We start from the raw sequence: 18,035 nt of genomic DNA on the forward strand, positions 1-18,035 counted from the left end.
CACTTTATTTTGACACCACTTTGACACCACCTTCTATAAATAAAGGTAATTTAAGATAAATACATACCCAAGATTTTACCAGTAAATAGGGCAAGATAAACCACAGTAAACCTTATTCCAAAGAACATCAGCTTCCCAAGCTGAGGAGGCGGGTCCGATTCCCGTTATCTGCTTTTTTTGTTTGCAAAAGCGGATTGTCCCTTCAGTGACAGTCCGCTTTTCACTTTCTCCCGTTCAATACCTTACCTGGAATCCGTTTTCTTCCACCGCGGGAATCTGTACTGACTGGAAGCCGTCAATCACGATATAACGGTCCTGTCCCAAACGGCCGAGCAGACGGTCAATTTCTTCCTCTCTTCCCTGCAATTCCATTTCCACCCGCCCGTCATCTAAGTTTTTTACCCAGCCTGTAAGGCCAATGCCCCGGGCAAGCTGCTGGGTCCGGAAGCGAAATCCCACTCCCTGGACCCGTCCGCTGACATAAATATGCGTTCGGATCTTTTCCCATTTTTCCATCACTGTCACCTATACCCTGACATCCTCCGGCGTCAGAGCTTCCCCATTTTTCATTAATAACATCTCATCAAAGGCCTCAACCGGCATTGGCTTCGCAAATACATATCCCTGAATCACATCGCAGCCCGCAGATGTTAAAAAATCCACGGTTTCTACATACTCCACCCCCTCTGCGATGGTTCTCATCTGAAGCTCCTTTGCCATGTTTATGATATTGGATATGACGATCCTCTCTCTTTTTATATCCGTGCTTTTCCTGAAAAACATAATATCCAGCTTTAATACGTCAATGGGAAGATTCTTCAGAAGATTCAGGGATGAATATCCCGAACCGAAATCATCCAGGGAACAAACAAACCCTTTTTTATGAAGCCGGCTCACAAGGCCGCTGAAAACAGCATCGTCATTAAGCATGACGGTTTCCGTAAACTCCAGTTCCAAAAGTCCGTCAGGTATCTGATACTTTTCTTTCACTCTTCCGTAAAAATCCACAAAGTCTTCCCGCAGTATTCCGATCTTTGAAACATTGACAGCCAGGTTTATGGGCTCTCTGCCGGTCTTTAAATAGTTGTGAAGCCATTGGCAGGCCACCTCAAACATGTACCGGTCAAGCTTCACGATCTTTCCGTCACGTTCCATAAGAGGTATGAACAGTCCCGGCGGTATGGTGCCCTTACGGGGATTCTCCCATCTCACTAAAACCTCGCCTCCTGCGATCCGGTTTCCTTTTTGGATGGATACTTTCGGCTGTATAAACGGCTTAAATTCCCGGTTCCTGATTCCCCTGTCGATTTCCGATTCCAGCTCAGACTCATATACCACCTTATTGCGTATTTCCTTATTATAAAAACCAAACTGGTTTCCCGGCTGGCTCTTTACATGTTTCTGTGCAATATTTGCCCGGTTTACGATCTGTTCTATGGACAGCTCCCGGTCATCTTCCTCCATACAGTAGACGCCCATGCACAGCTCCATGGTAATCTTTTTATTGAAAGGCAGTTCCCTGCTCTGAAAAAACTCAACCAGCTTATAAAACCAACTGCGCATATCCTCCCGGGTTTCATATTTATGGAGGCCTGCGAAATTATCGGCCGATACTCTGCAGAATAAAGCTTCCTGTTCCCCATAATCCCGAAACAGATCCGCAATGGAAGTCAGGATCCTGTCCCCCTCCTCATATCCCAAAATATCATTGATGAATTTAAATTTCTTTATATCACAATACCACACTGCGTAAGAAGAGATACTTTCTTCCTGTATCACCCGCTCCGCTTCTCTCTTAAAGGAAGAAAAATTCCTGCACCCGGTCAGGCTGTCCCTATAAGCCAGTTCCAGAAGAGCTTCCTGGTTTTGGCTGATGATCTTGCACTGCCTGCAGAAAAAGTAAAGAAACAGCCCTGAGGACAGCAAAATCAGCGCCCCGATCCCTGCTTCTATATGTCTGCTCCTCATACTGTATTGAGGAAAAACGCTTAATACATACCAGTTATTAATTCCCAAAGGAATCAAAACGGCCATTTGCTGCCGGCTGCCCTGTGACGCCATGGTAAATGGTTTCTGACTTCCCTTGTGGATTACTTCCCTGACTTTTTCCTGGTCCTTCACGGCCGCCCCTGCGATCACCTTTCCATTCTGGTCAAGGATCTCCGCAAAACCGCCCTCAGCAAGAACAGTTCTATGGATCATATTGTGTATCATGTCACCGGAATTTGTGGCATAAAGAAAGCCCACAGGCTGATCCTCCCCGTTCTTTACAGGGACCCTATAGTAATCATCATAACCACCCGATTCTTTCCAATGGGCGCTGTCTGCAAGGCCGATCTTCATAAACCGGCTTTCACCGTTAATCTCATTTATGATCCGGTCCATCTGCTCCTTATTATCCGGATCCATGGCGCCAAGACTTACAGCCAGTCCCTTAAGAGCATGAAAATCTCCTTCCATCTGGTTCTTAAAAGTGACCTGATTCTGTTTTGCCGCACTGTAAAAGTATGCCGCGTTTTCCTTCTCATTTTTTTGTATCATATATGTCAAAAATATAAAGCAACATGCAATAAAAATCAAACAAAGGAACACAGGAACCAGCATTTGTCCTTTTTTAATCTTTACATCTTTCATCCTTTGCATAAAAAATTAACTCCTCAGAAATAAGATTTCTCTCTTGGACTCTTCATTAATTATAGCTTTTTATGGAAGATTTGGCAATCATTACGTAATTTAAGTTTTTTTTCATGTAGGGGTTGATTTTTCACTGCTTTGCTGTTATACTATCAGAGGCTCAAATCTTATATGGAAAAGCCGGATTGCTTCCGTAGCGCAGTTGGTAGCGCAACGCATTCGTAATGCGTAGGTCGGGGGTTCGAGTCCCCCTGGGAGCTGGTTGAAAACCTCGTGTTTACGGGGTTTTTTTTATTTTATGAATTAATTTTTATTTTTCAAATGCTATGGAATAATATTCCATTGAAATAAAAAAAGAAAGAACACAAATCAGCAGATCTGTATTCTTTCTATCTGGCTCATGAAATGATAAGTCTTATATCAAAGATGCCGTAATAATAGACATTTTATAGACTTCCTCTGCATTACAGCCTCTTGAAAGGTCGTTAATAGGAGCATTTAATCCCTGTAATATAGGGCCGAACGCCTCAAAGCCTCCTAAACGCTGTGCAATTTTGTATCCGATGTTACCGGCATCAATGTTGGGGAAAATAAAGGTATTGGCTTGTCCGGCCACTGGGGAATCAGGAGCTTTTGTCTTAGCCACGACCGGAGAGAACGCAGCATCAAATTGCAGTTCCCCATCTACCAGGAAGTCTAAATCCATGTCTTTCAATTTCTCGGCTGCATTGTGCACCTTATCTACAGATTCCCCTTTGCCGGAACCCAGTGAACTGTAAGACAGCAGTGCAACTTTCGGATCAATGGAAAAGGTTCTGGCTGTTCTGGCTGTTTCCAATACGATTTCCACCAGCTCAGTTTCATCAGGATTAAGGTTAATGGCACAGTCACCCATGGCATACATTTCATTGCCGTTTTCTGCCTCACGATAAAGGATAAAACAACTGGAAACAATCTTGCTGCCAGGCTTGGTCTTGATCAACTGCAAAGCCGGCCTTACCGTATCAGCAGTGGAATAGGTGGCACCGCCCAGCAGGCAATCTGCTTTCCCCATTTTAACCAGCATAGTACCGAAATAATTGGATTTGGCAAGCGCTTCCCGGCAAGCATTTTCATCCATCTTGCCTTTTCTCACCTCTACCATTTTAGCTGTCATTTCTCCAATTTCCCCATAGTTAAGAGGATCTATTTTCTCAATGCCGTCAATGGGCCAGCCGCATTCTTTGGCAGCCACATCTATTTCATCAAGATTCCCCAGAAGTATGGGGGTGAGAATTCCTTCTTTATAAAGGCGGCTTGCCGCTTCCAGGATTCTCGGATCAGTTCCTTCTGTAAATACGATTTTTCTCTTTTGCTCTTTCAGTGCAGCAATCATATGTTTGAACATGTTTTTACCTCCGTTGTTTAAACTCTTTTTATGATATAAAGTATAATTCCTGTTGCATGAATAAATCAACTAAATTTCTATATTTTATAAAATATTTTGACTTCCCTGCATTTTTAAACAGTTCCAACACCTTTTTGTGAATTGGATCCACCGGCCCTGCTACATCATATATCTTAGTGACATACTCCCACCACTTAGAAAAAATCATTCACTGAATGATTTTCTCTTGAAGTGGGGGCTTCTTGCTCAGGCCGAGTAATCTCGACAGTATCAACAAGCTAACCCCGTGTGCCCCACGGTTTATATCATCTCTTAGGCTATGCCTAAGACTCTAAGTCCTTCTTGCCTTATATTTATTGCGGCATTTTTATCTCTGTCCATTATATTTCCGCATTCACAGATGTAGACCCTCTCAGATAATGCAAGTTCGTTCTTTTTCTTTCCACATACAGAACAGGTCTTGCTTGATGGAAACCACTTGTCCACTTTTATAAGCTGTTTCCCAGCTTCATATAATTTATACTGCATGAACTGCACAAACATACCCCAGCCATTGTCATGAACGGATTTGCCAATTTTTAATGCCCTTGACATATCTTTCATGTTGAGATTTTCCACAACAACTGCATCATAGGCATTGGTTATCTGCCTGCTTTGCTTATGCAGAAAATCTTTTCTCTGATTTGATACTTTTTTGTGGAGTTTGGCAACTATTTTCCTCTGCTTATTCCTGTTATTGCTGCATTTTTCGCATTTAGACAGCTTCCTCTGCTCCCTGGCAAGTTTTTCCTGTGCTTTGCGATAATATCTTGGATATTCTGGAATCCCTCCGTTACTATCAACGTACAATTCTTTCATGGAAAAGTCTAAACCTACGATATCTTTTACTTTTTGCTGCTCCAGCTTTTCCTCATACGCAAATAAGATGGAAATGTAGTATTTTCCATCTGGATCTTGTGTTATTGTACAAGATTTTAGTTGATAGCTCTTTGGGATTTCCCTGTGCTGCTTTATGCTTACGGTTCCAAGCTTTGGCAGCTTGATTTTGCCTTGGTCGATTCTTATGTTTCCATTTACATAATTAGTTGTATAAGAATTCTTGTCTTTGTGCTTACTCTTGAATTTAGGGAATCCCACCTTGCCTTTTCCATTCCAGAAATTCTTGTAGGATTTCTCTAAAGACAGCTGTTCGTTAGCAAGTGCCAGACTGTCCACTTCCTTAAGCCAAGGGAATTCTTTCTTGTACTTTGCGGGCGTTGTCTTTAGGGTTTTGCCCGTCCTTTCGTAATAATCTTTCTTATCCGACAGTATCATATTCCAAATAAACCTTGTACAGCCAAATGTCTTAGTCAACAAGGTTCTCTGTTCTTTATTTGGATAAAGCCTGAAGACATAAGCCTTGTTCATTACTTTTCCCCCTGCGATTCAATATATTGCTTTATTACTGAAAGTGGTGCGCCTCCTGCCGTTATTAAGCAAAAACTCTGACTCCAGAAATAATCTTTCCATAATTTTTGCTTAATTTGCGGGAATTCTTTCTTAAGCAGCCTACTGCTTGCACTTTTGTATGCATTAATAAATTTGCTCACTTCTGTTTTTGGATGTGCACGAAACAATATATGTACATGGTCTTTGTCGTGATTCCATTCCATCAATGTTATATGATATTTTGGGGCGATATACTCAAAAATAGTCCTTGCCCTATGGGAAACCGTGTTGTCAAAGACTTTTCTTCGGTATTTCACCACAAGCACCAAATGATAATGCAGCAAAAATACTGAATGTGCATTGCTATCTAATTCCATTATAATAAGCTATTTTCCTTTCGTTCGACTGATTATATTATATATCTAATCTTTTTCTTTTGCAAGCCATTCTTGTGGGTTGTTGCCATATGGTTACAAAATACGTAACCACACCTTACTACAAAAACCGATTCAGCCCACCGCCTAAGAGGACGGGGAAATTCTCGGCTAAAATCTGTTAAAAAATCCACTTTATCCTTTATCTCATCAAGTGAAATGTAATCCACTTTTGCCCCGCAATACTTATAAACCCCGTATATAATTTATCAGCGGCAATGTTGTTTCCCTATTTGTAAAATCAACGGTTTTTCCGTAATTGGCAAGCATCTCTTTCTCTTCATCTGTCAAAGTATTTTCAGCTTTTTTTGCCAGCATTTTACAGACCATAGCCATCATTGCACGGTGCATCAGGCTGAGTTTGGAATAATCCATGGCTCCGCGAAAATGAAACACTTTGATCTTATCCCTCATGTCCGGAGAAAGCACCTTATCCAGGCTCTTTTGAATTTGTTCCCTAATAATTGCATTGGAAGGGTCAGCCAGTCCGCAGGTAAAAATCACCAACTGCTTTTATGTGTTTCCCTTCCAGCAGATCACAGGGTAATTCCTTTGCGATCCACTGCGCATAGTTTCTGGTGGCCCCATATTTTGACTGAAATACAACAGCAATTTTGTTCATAACAGGTTCCTCTTATATTCTATATTTATGACAAACCTATGTGTTCCCAATGGTTGTATACCATCAATCAAAAAATATCAGAGCCCATTTTTAAATTGTTTCATTTAACGCAAAAACCTTCAGGTTGCACCTGAAGGTTTTTATTATGACCTATCCGAGAATCGAACTCGGGTTTCCGCCGTGAGAGGGCGGCGTCTTGACCGCTTGACCAATAGGCCATGACCAAATATCTTTGATGCAGAATCGAGGCGACAAGATTCGAACTTGCGACCTCTGCGTCCCGAACGCAGCGCTCTACCAAACTGAGCCACGCCTCGATTACGTTAGGTAGTATAATATAAATTCCAGCGTATGTCAACCTTATTTTCAAAATTTTTTTATTATTTTAAAATTCTGGAAAAATTACTATAAAATTCTGTAATTATTCTGTCCGGAAAATCCCGGGCATCAGAGGTTTTTATTTTTCCCTCATCAGCCCAGGTCAAACAGGGACAACTGATTGGATTCCGGAAGTTCAAAAAGAAGGCCCAAGTCCCCCATCAGATCACAAACGGTCTTACTGACCTTTGTCCTGTTTCTGAAATCTTCCCTGGACAGGAAGGATCCGTCCTTTACCGCATCCACAACGGCATCCGCCGCCTTTTCTCCCAGTCCGTCAATGCTGCTTAAGGATGGCATCAGCTTGCCGTCAATGATCTGGAAATGCCTTGCCTTTGCCCGGTAAATGTCAACGGGCATAAATTCATATCCTCTGGCGTACATCTCCTGTACGATTCTCATATCTCTTAAGGTGTCCTGCTCCTTTTTGGATAGAGTATCCATCCGTTTCTTATAGTCAGCCAGATAATGTTCCAGCTTATCCGGCCCCTGGCACATCAGCTCATAGCTGAAGCCGTTGGCCCTGATGCTGAAAAAGGAGGCGTAATAAGCCAAAGGATAAAACACCTTGCAATAAGCAATTCGCCAGGCCATCATAACATAGGCAGCAGCGTGGGCCTTAGGGAACATGTACTTGATTTTTTTACAGGACCAGATATACCAATCCGGAACTCCGTGGGCGGTCATCTCTTCCTCCCATTCCTCCTTTAACCCTTTTCCCTTTCGGACGCTCTCCATAATGGAAAAAGAAAGGCCTTCTTCGATTCCCATTGATATCAAATAAATCATAATATCGTCACGGGTACAGATCGCCGTCTGAATGGTGGCTGTCTTTTCCTGGATCAGGGTCTGGGCATTTCCAAGCCACACATCCGTACCATGGGCAAGACCGGCAATGCGCACCAGGTCAGAGAAATACTTAGGCTGCGTGTCAATCAACATCTGCATGGCAAAATCCGTACCAAACTCCGGAACGCCCAAAGCTCCAAGCTTGCATCCTCCGATATCCTCCGGCTTGATCCCCAGGGCCGAGGTATCCTGGAACAGGGACATGACTTCCTTGCTGTCTAAGGGAATATCCTTTACCGGGTCAAATCCGATCAAATCCTGAAGCATACGGATCATGGTAGGATCGTCGTGCCCCAGAATATCAAGCTTTAATAAGTTGTGGTCAATGGAATGGTAGTCAAAATGGGTCGTTACTGTCATGGTGGTCATATCGTTGGCAGGCCGCTGGACCGGAGTAAAGGAATAGATCTCCTCTCCATGGGGAAGTACGATAATTCCTCCCGGATGCTGCCCGGTGGTTCTCCTGACCCCCACACAGCCCTGTACGATCCTGCTGATCTCACAATTGCGTTTTCTCACACCGTGTTCTTCATAATAATTTTTCACGTAGCCGAATGCGGTTTTATCTGCCAGGGTACCAATGGTTCCCGCACGGAAGGTCTGGCCTTTGCCAAAGATGACCTCCGTATAGTCATGGGCCTTACTTTGGTATTCACCGGAGAAGTTTAAGTCAATATCCGGCTCCTTGTCTCCCTTAAAGCCCAGGAAGGTTTCAAAGGGAATATCAAATCCGTCCTTTGCCAGGGGGCGTCCGCACACCGGACAAACCTTATCCGGCATATCGCAGCCTGCCATACCGGAAAACTGTTTTACTTCTTCCGAATCAAAATCATAATAATGACAGGCAGCACAATAATAATGAGGACTTAAAGAGTTTACTTCCGTAATACCTGACAAATAGGCCACAAAGGAAGATCCGACAGAGCCTCTGGAGCCTACCAGATACCCATCCTCATTGGATTTCCAAACCAGCTTCTGGGCAATAATATACATAACCGCGAATCCGTTGGATATGATGGAATGAAGCTCTCTTTCCAGCCGCTCCGTAACAATGGTCGGAAGGTTCTCCCCATAGATGGCATGGGCCTTGTCATAACAGATCTGCCTTAAATCCTCATCGGAATTTTCAATGACCGGCGCGCACTTATCCGGACGTACAGGAGAGATCTTTTCACACATGTCAGCAATTTTTCTTGTGTTTTTTATTACCACTTCTTCCGCCTTATTTGGCCCCAGGTACTCAAATTCCTTTAACATCTCCTCAGTGGTCCGTAAATACAAGGGCGCCTGATCATCAGAATCCTTAAAGCCCTGGCCTGTCATAATGATCCTTCGGTAAACCTCATCCTCAGGATCCAGAAAATGAACGTCACAAGTAGCGCAGACCGGCTTTCCAAACTGCTCTCCAAGGGTCACGATCCTTTTGTTGATGTCGATCAAATCCTGTTCCGACTTTACTGTACTTTTCTCATCCCTGAGCATGAACCCATTGTTTCCCAAGGGCTGTATTTCCAGATAGTCATAAAAGTTCACCAGCTTTGCAACCTCTGCATCGGAAACGCCACGAAGGAGGGCCTGGTAAAGTTCTCCCGCCTCACAGGCAGAGCCTACGATCAGCCCTTCCCGGTTCTGGTTCAGCACGCTTTTGGGAATTCTGGGCCTTCTTGCATAAAAATCAATGTGGGAACAAGAAATCAGACGATAAAGGTTCACCCTTCCCACGTCGTTGGCAGCCAGAATGATCACATGATGGGTGGGAAGCTTTTTGATCATATCAGCAGACATGGTGCTTAACCCGTTCAGCTCGTCAAGAGTCTCCACTCCCCGTTCCCGGAGCATTTTCACAAATGCCACGAACATCTCAGCCGTACATCCTGCATCGTCTACCGCTCTGTGATGGTTTTTCAGGGAAATGTTCAGCGCCTTTGCAACCGTATCCAGCTTATAGCGGTTAAGTTTGGGAAGGAGAAGCCTTGCAAGAGCCACCGTATCAATCACGGTGGGCTCAAAGGCCAGATTAAGCTTCCCCGCATTATGGGCGATAAAGCTTACGTCAAAGGAGGCATTATGGGCTACCAGAACAGAATCCCCGCAAAATTCCAGAAACTGCGGCAGGATTTCATTGATTTTGGGATAAGGAAGAACCATGTTGTCATTGATGCCTGTAAGCTGCTCGATCTCAAAGGGGATGGGGACATCCGGATTCACAAAGGTGCTGAATTTATCAGTAGTAACCCCATTTGTCACCCTTACCGCTCCGATCTCAATGATCCGGTTCCTGGAAGAACTAAAGCCGGTTGTCTCAATATCAAACACCACATAGGAATCCGAAAAACCCTGGTTCTTGGAATTTTCCACCAACTGCTTCAAATCATCCACCAGATACCCTTCTACTCCATAAATCAGCTTAAAGGTATCTCCCTTGTCCAGGGCATGATTGGCATCAGGGAATGCCTGGACACAGCCGTGATCTGTTATGGCAATGGCAGGCATCCCCCACCGTTTTGCCCGTTTCACAATATCCTTGACCTCAGAAACCCCGTCCATATCGCTCATTTTCGTATGGCAGTGAAGCTCCACCCGCTTTTCAAGGCTGTTGTCCACCCGCTTTCCCATAAAATCCTCAGATTTCTTAATTCCCACCACTGACCCAAGGGTCAGTTCTCCGTCGAATTTATCGATGGTGGTAACTCCCTTAATACGTATAAAGGTTCCCTGTACCACGGCTGCCTTTAAATCCTCAATCTGCTCTTCCCTGGCAAACATCTTCACAGTGATCGTATCTGTAAAATCCGTCACATCAAAGATCATGATGGTCTTCTGGCTTCTCAGTTCTCTGCTGTCCACAGTTAAAATCTTGCCGCGAATGACCACTTCACCGATTTCACCGTCGATTTTTTCAATCTCAATGGTTTCCCCGTCAAAGTCACGGCCGTATAAAACGTCAGGATTATCCGAGCGGCGCCCGTAAGAATTACCGCCCTTTTTAAAATCCCTCCACTCCTTTTTCCCGCCACCGGAATCTCCTGCCTTTGGTGCTTCCTTTTTCCCGCCCATGCGCAGTGAAGGCACGGGAGCCTGGTCAACCGGGGCAGAAGCCATATATCCTGCAGCCAAGGCATCTACGGAAGATCCATCCATCAAGGAAGGTCCGGCATTTCCCTGGCTGTTTCCCGAACCATACTCATTCCGGTCTTCTTCCTTTTTAACTGCCAGAGAGGTCCGGCTTACGATCTCCTCCACCTCCCGCTGCATCTGAAGCTCCTTTTGCTTTGCCAGCTCATTTTCCTTGGGAGCCACATATTCGTACTGGATCTCCACCGGCATGCCGCAGCGTTCATGAAAAATCTTTTCCAGGACCCGCTTTAAATCCCCGGCCTTTTCATGGGTAACAATGGTATCTTCCACCGTCATCTTAAGAAGGTCCGGCTCCGGAAACAGGAACTCCGCTTTGCGTAACATGTTGTACTCAATAATACTGTAATTCTTAAGCTCCGCTAAAAGGCTTTCCCGATAGGCCTTTAACAGCTTCTGAGGGGTATACTGGCCCGATAAGCGGAACCGCTCTATAATCTTTATGGTAAGCCGTTTGGAAGGAAAAAGCTGGTCCTTGATCCCCTTTTCTAAACCGTAAATATTCTTTTTATGTATTAATCTTGGACTCATCAGGTAAACACGAATAGAGCTTCTATCTCTGCCTAAAGTGACCTTTTCCACTTCCACCAGATTTAAAAGCTCCCGTAATTCATCTGTGATATGTAAGCTTGGAAATACTTCCAAAAATTTTTTTGCCATTCTATCACCTATTGCATTTTCATAAGTTCTTCCTTCAGGGCATTGAGAAGTTCAGCTTCCGGCACCTTGCGGATGATCTCTCCTTTTTTCATTAAAAGGCCTTCTCCGATTCCTCCCGCAATACCCAGATCCGCTTCCCTGGCTTCTCCCGGCCCGTTTACCACGCAGCCCATGACAGCCACTTTAATATCCAGATGGTCAAAGCCTGAAACCATTTCCTCCACCTGATTTGCCAGAGAGATCAGATCGATCCTGGTCCTTCCGCAGGTCGGGCAGGATACCACTTCAACACCGCCTTTTCTCAAACCCAGTGCCTTTAAAATCAGCTTTGCGGCCTTTACTTCCTCTACCGGATCTCCTGTCAGGGAAACACGGATGGTATCCCCGATTCCCTGGTAAAGAATGATTCCCAGGCCTACAGAGGATTTCACCGTTCCGGAAACATAAGTGCCGGCTTCGGTTATTCCCACATGAAGAGGATAATCTGACTGTCCGGCGATCAGCTCATGGGCTTTGACGCACATGAGCACATCAGAGGATTTAATGCTGATGACAAGATTTTCATATCCCAGTTCTTCGATCATGCGAACCTTATGTAGAGCACTTTCCACAATTCCTTCTGCAGTCACTCCACCGTACTTTTCAATCAGATTTTTCTCAAGGGAACCGCTGTTTACACCTACCCGGATGGGAATATCATATTCCCTGGCCTTTTCCACCACTGCCCGGACCCGGTCGGCTGATCCGATATTCCCGGGATTGATCCGGATTTTATCCGCTCCGGATTCTATAGAAGCCATAGCCAGCCGGTAGTCGAAGTGAATGTCAGCTACCAGGGGAATGGAAATCTGCTTTTTTATCTGTTTTAAGGCCGCCGCCGCATCCATGTCCGGCACCGCAACCCGGATGATATCGCAGCCCGCCTCTGTCAGAGCTTTGATCTGGCTAACGGTTGCTTCCACATCCTGTGTTTTTGTATTGCACATGGACTGGATCAGGACCGGATTTCCTCCGCCGATCACCCGGTCTCCAATACGGATTACTCTTGTTCCTTCTCTGCTCATGGGTTCCTCCATTCTGCTTACGCCTTTCCCACACTGGAAATCCTGTGCATGCCTCAAACCGGAAGCAACCAGCTTCGCCAGTTCCATCCGGTTATCACGGCAGCGGCCAGGTAAACATGCAGGCAAGTTGGTTTGGCCCGCTGCCTGTGTAACTATGGCTTGCTTACGTAAACCTGCTGATATCGTTAAACACTACAAAAATCATGAGAGCCATAAGAGCTGCCATGCTGATCATATTGACCAGGCCTTCCTTTTCCGGGTCCATGCGCTTGCCTCTGATAGCTTCAATGATCAGAAACAAAAGCCGCCCTCCGTCAAGGGCCGGAATAGGAAGAAGATTCATAACGCCCAGGTTTGCACTGAGCAGGATACACATGCTGATCACATTCATAAGGGCCGCAGCAATGCTGACCGAAAGTCCTGCCTTAACAGAATCATCAATCATGACCACAATGCCTACGGGACCGCTTAAATCATTGACGCTTGCCTTTCCTGTAAAGAGCATGCCAAGACTTTTTACTGTCAGTTTCACATCATATTCCATTTCCATGTATCCGTATTTTACCAGTTCTCCAAATGAAGCCGCCTTCTTATTCTCAGGTGCAATGGTAATACCGATTAAATACTTTCCGCTTTCTGCTGAATACTGGGGCGTAACAGTTGCAGACTGGATTTTAGCGGTGCCGGTAGACGGATCGGTCCTGGAAAATTCCACCAGATCCATCTTTTCCTCAGGTCTTAAAAGCTTATAAAGGATGTAATCCCGGTACATGGATACACTCTCCCCATTGATCTTAAGAAGCTTATCTCCGGGACGGATTCCTGCCTCATAGGCAGGGGATTTTTCTGTTACTTCCTTTATATAAGTAGTATCATATCCATTCATCCCCACAAGGATCACAGCCAGGAAAAAGGCTAAAATAAAATTAAATATAGGACCGGCCGCAATCACCGACATCCGGGCAGGAATTGATTTATTCTGGAATGCCCTCTCATCAGGATCTTCCTCATCTTCTCCCAGCATCATACAGGAACCGCCTAAGGGCAGTGCCTTAATGGAATAAATGGTTTCTCCCTTTTTAAAACGGACCAGTCTTGGTCCCATACCGATTGAAAACTCAACCACTGCGATCCCGTTCATTTTTGCGAATAAAAAATGCCCTAATTCATGAATTAATACGATCAGTCCAAAAACCAGAATCGCTACGATAACACTGGACAATTTACCACCTGCTTTCTATATATTCATAAGCTGCAGCCTCTGCTTCAAGAATTTCCTCTACTGTAGGATTCTCCTTTACAGTATGCCCGTTCATAGCCCCCTCTATCATATCAGTTATGGTTAGATATGAAATTTCTCTATTTAAAAATTTGGCAACTGCCCGTTCATTGGCAGCATTGAAAACTGTTGGAAGCGTTCCGCCTTCCCTGCCGGCAAGATAAGCCAATCTTAGTCCGGGAAAATTTACCATATCTGGTTTTTCAAAAGTAATTTGACCCATGGTCCAGAAATCCAAACGTTCCCCAGGAAGCAGTCTCCTCTCCGGATAATAGAGCGCATACTGGATCGGAAGCTTCATATCCGGCGTTCCAAGCTGGGCCATCACTGCTCCGTCCTCAAATTCTACCATGGAATGGATCACGCTCTTAGGCTGGATCACCACCTGGATCTGATCCATTTCTACATCGAAAAGCCACTTGGCTTCCATCACTTCAAGGCCCTTATTGACCATGGTAGAGGAATCAATGGTAATCTTCCTGCCCATAGACCAGTTGGGATGATTTAATGCATCTTCCACCTGTACAGATTCCAGCTCTTTTTTTGTTTTCCCCCGGAAAGGGCCGCCGGAAGCCGTTAAAAGAATCTTACGGATGGCTTTTTTATCCTCTCCGTTTAAGCACTGAAAGATGGCGCTGTGTTCACTGTCCACAGGAAGGATCTTCACTCCCCGTTCCTTTGCCAGGGGCATGATAATATGTCCTGCAGTCACGAGAGTTTCCTTGTTTGCAAGGGCAATGTCCTTACCAGCTTCAATGGCCGCGATGGTAGGGCGTATCCCTATCATTCCAACAATGGCAGTGACCACGATTTCTGCAGAGCTTTCTGTGGCTGCTTCAATTAGTCCATCCATTCCGGAAACAATGCGGACCGGCAGATCTTTTACCCATGCCGCCAGCTCCCTGGCCTTATCTTCCTTCCACACGCAAACCACCTTTGGATGAAATTTTCTGATCTGTTCCTCCAGCAGGCGGATATTGCTGTCTGCAGCCAAGGCGGTTACTTCTATGTCCTTTTGATTTTCAGCTACTTCCAGAGTTTGTTTCCCAATGGATCCCGTTGAACCCAGGATTGCTATTCTCCTCATCTTATGCTGCTTACTCCTTTTCTTTTCCAATTTACTGCCATTCTTTCCGGGCAAAAGGTACACCTGTAAGGTGTTTCAAAAATTCCAGATGAAGATATTCTTTAACGCAAGAATGTCATCGCAAAATAAATAGCAGGGGCTGTAAAAAGCATGCTGTCAAAGCGATCCAAAATCCCTCCGTGTCCTGGAATCAGTTTTCCATAATCCTTCACCTGATGGTTGCGTTTGATTGCAGACGCAGCCAGGTCCCCGATTTGGGAGATCACTGCCCCAATGGCGCAAGCCAGTCCGCAGGCAACCTGAGGATTGCGTATTTCCGTCATGAACCCACCAAAAACAGATGCGTAAAGAACTCCCAAAAGTGCCGCACCTGCCACTCCTCCCACTGCCCCTTCTATGGATTTTTTAGGGCTGAGTACCGGAGCCAGCTTATGCTTTCCCATAAGCATTCCCACGCAATAAGCACAGGTATCACATCCCCATGAGCTTAAAAACACCAGCCACACCAGGTATTTCCCGTCCGCCATAGTGCGGACCTGATAAAGATAAGACAGCATGACAGCAACATAAAAAACTCCAAAAAAGGCCACTGTCACCTCTTCCATCTGATACCTTGGAAAGGTAAATACATAAATACTCATGAGGATCATCAAAAATGCAATGGACATGAGCATCATAAACCGCTCTTCATGAAACCACAGCATCCCATAATAGGACAGGGCCGTCACATACCCAATATACCCCAATGGGTTTTTCTGTATCTTCATCACACGATACAACTCAAACAAACCAATCATGGAAATGGAAATGGTTGTGGCAAAAAGCAAGACTCCTCCGCTTCCAACTGTAAAAAGAGCAATTAAAACGAGAATGACTCCGCTTATCAGTCTGGTTGTAAACATGGCGCTTCCTCCCTCCGAATTACTTCACTCCCCCAAATCTTCGTTCCCTACTATTGTACGCAGCAATTGCCTTTTTCATTTCTTCCATATTAAAATCAGGCCAATAGCAGTCCGTAACATAGAGTTCCGTATAGGCTAGCTGCCACAGCAGATAGTTGGAAAGCCTTAACTCCCCGCTGGTACGTATAAGAAGGTCCGGATCAGGAATTTCCTCTGTGTCCAGGTAAGAGGCAAAAACTTCTTCTGTCATGTCCTCTGGCTGGAGCTTTCCCTCTACCGAATCCGTTATGATTTTCCTGGCAGCCCGGACAATCTCATCACGGCCTCCGTAATTGACTGCAATGACAAAGGTCAGGCCTGTATTGTTCTTTGTCTGCTCCACCAGCTTGCCGATTCCCTCTACAATATCCTGATCAAACTTATTCCGGTCGCCGATCATCTTTACACACACGTTATTAGCCTTGGCAACCTTTAAAAGCCTGACCATATAATAACGGAAAAGCTGCATCAAGGCTCCCACTTCGTCTGAGGTGCGCTTCCAGTTTTCTGTTGAAAAACCATAAACGGTCAGATATTTGATTCCCAGCCGGGCCGCATCCTCTACCGTCTTTTCCACGGTCACGCAGCCTTCCTTGTGGCCCATACTCCTTGGAAGTCCCCGTTTTTTTGCCCATCTGCCGTTGCCATCCAATATAATGGCTACATGCTCCGGAATCACCATATTCTCGTTCCTTTTATCCATAGAATGCCGCTCCTTTAAAAACACAAAACAGGACAGGCAAAATGCCTGCCCCCCTGTTTAAGATTTTTATACAGTAAGAAGATCCTTTGACTTTTCCTCAACTGTTTTTTCGACATTGTCGACCATCTTGTCTGTCAGTTTCTGGATCTTATCTTCAGCCTCTGCCTGCTCATCTTCAGAGATTTCCTCTGCCTTTAACTGCTTTTTGAAAGCGTCATTGGCATCCCGGCGGATGTTGCGGATGGCGATCTTAGCAGCCTCTCCCTTTTTCTTAACATCCTTTACCAGTTCTTTTCTGCGTTCCTCTGTAAGCTCCGGAAATACAAGACGGATCACATTGCCGTCATTGGTGGGGTTGATTCCCAGTTCGGAAGTGAGAATTGCCTTTTCAATCGCTTTTAACAGGCCCTTCTCCCATGGCTGAATCAAGATCATACGGGCTTCCGGAATGGAAATATTGCCCACCTGCTGGATAGGGGTGGGAGTTCCATAATAGTCCACCTTTATTTTATCCAATACATGTGGGTTGGCACGTCCTGCGCGGATCGTCATAAATTCATTCTCCAGCGCCTTTAATGTCTTGTTCATTTTGTCTTCATAAATCTGTAAACTTTCCTGCATATCGTCCTCCTGGTTATGCGGTCACTATGGTACCGTTTATTTTTCCCTGCATTGCGTTGGCAATGCCATTTTTTTCATTTAAGCTGAATACCGCAAGGGGCATTCTGTTTTCCATACACATGATGGAAGCGGTTAAATCAATGACACCAAGCTGTTTGTCAATGACCTCCTGAATGGAGACCGTATCATATTTTACAGCATTGGGATTTGTCTTGGGATCGCTGTCATAGACTCCGTCAATGGCTTTTGCCAGCAAAATGCAGTCTGCATTCATCTCAATTGCCCGGAGTGCAATGCCCGTGTCCGTTGAAAAATAAGGATGGCCTGTTCCTCCGGCAAAGAATACCACTTCTCCTTGTGCAAAATACCCGTTAGCCCTGTCTTTGGAAAAAAGTTCTGTCATGGAACCGCATTCAAAGGGAGTCAGTATGTGAGTGTTCATCCCGGAATTACGGAAAATCTCGGAAACATAAATGCAGTTCATTATGGTAGCAAGCATGCCAATCTGATCCGCCTTAGGACGGTCAATGGCATCGCTGGTTCTGCCTCTCCAGAAGTTACCTCCGCCAATGACAACGCCTACTTCGACGCCTGCCTCTACGGATATTTTAACCTGCCGTGCAACCTCCTTAACAGTAGCTTCGTCAAAGCCTGTCTTATTGGGACCTGCAAGTGCTTCGCCACTGAGTTTTAATAATACACGTCTTGGATTCATAGCCTTAACTCTCCTGTACTTTTGTATTGTCTTAGGAGATTATAACATACTTTCGGATGGTTGGAAAGAGGAAGTTTGCAGGCCGGGAACAAAGACCG

The 18,035-nt window shown here is 45.0% G+C and carries 15 protein-coding genes and 3 tRNA genes; 1 reads left to right on the forward strand and 17 read right to left on the reverse strand.

Annotated elements, in window-relative coordinates:
* Positions 1–234 precede the first annotated feature (234 nt).
* Positions 235–516 carry an acylphosphatase gene (locus ACYVD3_RS21240; protein WP_460644498.1) on the reverse strand — a complete coding sequence of 94 codons (282 nt, stop codon included), beginning with the start codon at positions 514–516 and terminating at the stop codon, positions 235–237.
* Between the two features lie 9 nt (positions 517–525).
* Positions 526–2,643 (reverse strand): bifunctional diguanylate cyclase/phosphodiesterase, encoded by a 2,118-nt coding sequence (locus ACYVD3_RS21245; protein WP_460644499.1) that lies wholly within the window; start codon positions 2,641–2,643, stop codon positions 526–528.
* Between the two features lie 178 nt (positions 2,644–2,821).
* Between ACYVD3_RS21245 and ACYVD3_RS21250 the strand changes: the two genes are divergently transcribed.
* A tRNA-Thr gene (locus ACYVD3_RS21250) sits at positions 2,822–2,894 on the forward strand.
* A gap of 155 nt (positions 2,895–3,049) precedes the next feature.
* Here ACYVD3_RS21250 and pta read toward each other — a convergent pair.
* The 15 genes from pta to pyrH all read right to left on the reverse strand — a co-directional run bounded on the left by pta (position 3,050) and on the right by pyrH (position 17,937).
* Positions 3,050–4,021, reverse strand: coding sequence for a phosphate acetyltransferase (gene pta / locus ACYVD3_RS21255; RefSeq protein ID WP_460644500.1), 972 nt, complete (start codon positions 4,019–4,021; stop codon positions 3,050–3,052).
* 312 nt (positions 4,022–4,333) lie between these two features.
* Complete coding sequence (locus ACYVD3_RS21260; protein WP_460644501.1) at positions 4,334–5,428, reverse strand: RNA-guided endonuclease InsQ/TnpB family protein; 1,095 nt, start codon at positions 5,426–5,428, stop codon at positions 4,334–4,336.
* Positions 5,428–5,826, reverse strand: coding sequence for an IS200/IS605 family transposase (gene tnpA, locus ACYVD3_RS21265; RefSeq protein ID WP_460644502.1), 399 nt, complete (start codon positions 5,824–5,826; stop codon positions 5,428–5,430). Before tnpA ends, ACYVD3_RS21260 begins: the two co-directional genes overlap by 1 nt.
* A gap of 243 nt (positions 5,827–6,069) precedes the next feature.
* Positions 6,070–6,387 carry a flavodoxin domain-containing protein gene (locus ACYVD3_RS21270; protein WP_460644715.1) on the reverse strand — a complete coding sequence of 106 codons (318 nt, stop codon included), beginning with the start codon at positions 6,385–6,387 and terminating at the stop codon, positions 6,070–6,072.
* Positions 6,362–6,505 carry a hypothetical protein gene (locus tag ACYVD3_RS21275; protein ID WP_460644503.1) on the reverse strand — a complete coding sequence of 48 codons (144 nt, stop codon included), beginning with the start codon at positions 6,503–6,505 and terminating at the stop codon, positions 6,362–6,364. The genes ACYVD3_RS21270 and ACYVD3_RS21275 overlap by 26 nt, the downstream gene beginning before the upstream one ends.
* Before the next feature lie 146 nt (positions 6,506–6,651).
* Positions 6,652–6,723, reverse strand: a tRNA-Glu gene (locus ACYVD3_RS21280).
* Positions 6,724–6,748: 25 nt separating this feature from the next.
* A tRNA-Pro gene (locus tag ACYVD3_RS21285) sits at positions 6,749–6,822 on the reverse strand.
* A gap of 154 nt (positions 6,823–6,976) precedes the next feature.
* The gene (locus ACYVD3_RS21290) at positions 6,977–11,527 is read right to left on the reverse strand and encodes a PolC-type DNA polymerase III (protein ID WP_460644504.1); all 4,551 of its coding nucleotides are present in this window, start codon (positions 11,525–11,527) and stop codon (positions 6,977–6,979) included.
* Positions 11,528–11,535: 8 nt separating this feature from the next.
* On the reverse strand, positions 11,536–12,603 hold the full coding sequence (gene ispG / locus ACYVD3_RS21295) for a flavodoxin-dependent (E)-4-hydroxy-3-methylbut-2-enyl-diphosphate synthase (protein WP_460644716.1): 1,068 nt from the start codon (positions 12,601–12,603) through the stop codon (positions 11,536–11,538).
* 151 nt (positions 12,604–12,754) lie between these two features.
* A complete protein-coding gene (gene rseP, locus ACYVD3_RS21300; RefSeq protein WP_460644505.1) occupies positions 12,755–13,813 on the reverse strand; it encodes an RIP metalloprotease RseP in 1,059 nt (352 codons plus the stop codon).
* 1 nt (position 13,814) lies between these two features.
* Positions 13,815–14,957 (reverse strand): 1-deoxy-D-xylulose-5-phosphate reductoisomerase, encoded by a 1,143-nt coding sequence (locus ACYVD3_RS21305; protein ID WP_460644506.1) that lies wholly within the window; start codon positions 14,955–14,957, stop codon positions 13,815–13,817.
* 101 nt (positions 14,958–15,058) lie between these two features.
* Positions 15,059–15,859, reverse strand: a complete 801-nt coding sequence (locus ACYVD3_RS21310) for a phosphatidate cytidylyltransferase (protein WP_460644507.1) — start codon at positions 15,857–15,859, stop codon at positions 15,059–15,061.
* A gap of 19 nt (positions 15,860–15,878) precedes the next feature.
* A complete protein-coding gene (locus ACYVD3_RS21315; protein ID WP_460644508.1) occupies positions 15,879–16,601 on the reverse strand; it encodes an isoprenyl transferase in 723 nt (240 codons plus the stop codon).
* A gap of 66 nt (positions 16,602–16,667) precedes the next feature.
* On the reverse strand, positions 16,668–17,222 hold the full coding sequence (gene frr / locus ACYVD3_RS21320) for a ribosome recycling factor (RefSeq protein ID WP_460644509.1): 555 nt from the start codon (positions 17,220–17,222) through the stop codon (positions 16,668–16,670).
* 13 nt (positions 17,223–17,235) lie between these two features.
* Positions 17,236–17,937, reverse strand: a complete 702-nt coding sequence (pyrH, locus tag ACYVD3_RS21325) for a UMP kinase (RefSeq protein WP_460644510.1) — start codon at positions 17,935–17,937, stop codon at positions 17,236–17,238.
* Between the last annotated feature and the right edge of the window lie 98 nt (positions 17,938–18,035).

The sequence above is a fragment of the Lacrimispora brassicae genome (assembly GCF_054772055.1).

Excerpts from the sequence above, each read along its gene's own strand:
- ACYVD3_RS21240 (WP_460644498.1), bottom strand. The coding sequence starts at position 516 with ATGGAAAAATGGGAAAAGATCCGAACGCATATTTATGTCAGCGGACGG.
- ACYVD3_RS21245 (WP_460644499.1), bottom strand. The coding sequence starts at position 2,643 with ATGCAAAGGATGAAAGATGTAAAGATTAAAAAAGGACAAATGCTGGTT.
- pta (WP_460644500.1), bottom strand. The coding sequence starts at position 4,021 with ATGTTCAAACATATGATTGCTGCACTGAAAGAGCAAAAGAGAAAAATC.
- ACYVD3_RS21260 (WP_460644501.1), bottom strand. The coding sequence starts at position 5,428 with ATGAACAAGGCTTATGTCTTCAGGCTTTATCCAAATAAAGAACAGAGA.
- tnpA (WP_460644502.1), bottom strand. The coding sequence starts at position 5,826 with ATGGAATTAGATAGCAATGCACATTCAGTATTTTTGCTGCATTATCAT.
- ACYVD3_RS21275 (WP_460644503.1), bottom strand. The coding sequence starts at position 6,505 with ATGAACAAAATTGCTGTTGTATTTCAGTCAAAATATGGGGCCACCAGA.
- ACYVD3_RS21290 (WP_460644504.1), bottom strand. The coding sequence starts at position 11,527 with ATGGCAAAAAAATTTTTGGAAGTATTTCCAAGCTTACATATCACAGAT.
- ispG (WP_460644716.1), bottom strand. The coding sequence starts at position 12,603 with ATGGAGGAACCCATGAGCAGAGAAGGAACAAGAGTAATCCGTATTGGA.
- ACYVD3_RS21305 (WP_460644506.1), bottom strand. The coding sequence starts at position 14,957 with ATGAGGAGAATAGCAATCCTGGGTTCAACGGGATCCATTGGGAAACAA.
- ACYVD3_RS21310 (WP_460644507.1), bottom strand. The coding sequence starts at position 15,859 with ATGTTTACAACCAGACTGATAAGCGGAGTCATTCTCGTTTTAATTGCT.
- ACYVD3_RS21315 (WP_460644508.1), bottom strand. The coding sequence starts at position 16,601 with ATGGATAAAAGGAACGAGAATATGGTGATTCCGGAGCATGTAGCCATT.
- frr (WP_460644509.1), bottom strand. The coding sequence starts at position 17,222 with ATGCAGGAAAGTTTACAGATTTATGAAGACAAAATGAACAAGACATTA.
- pyrH (WP_460644510.1), bottom strand. The coding sequence starts at position 17,937 with ATGAATCCAAGACGTGTATTATTAAAACTCAGTGGCGAAGCACTTGCA.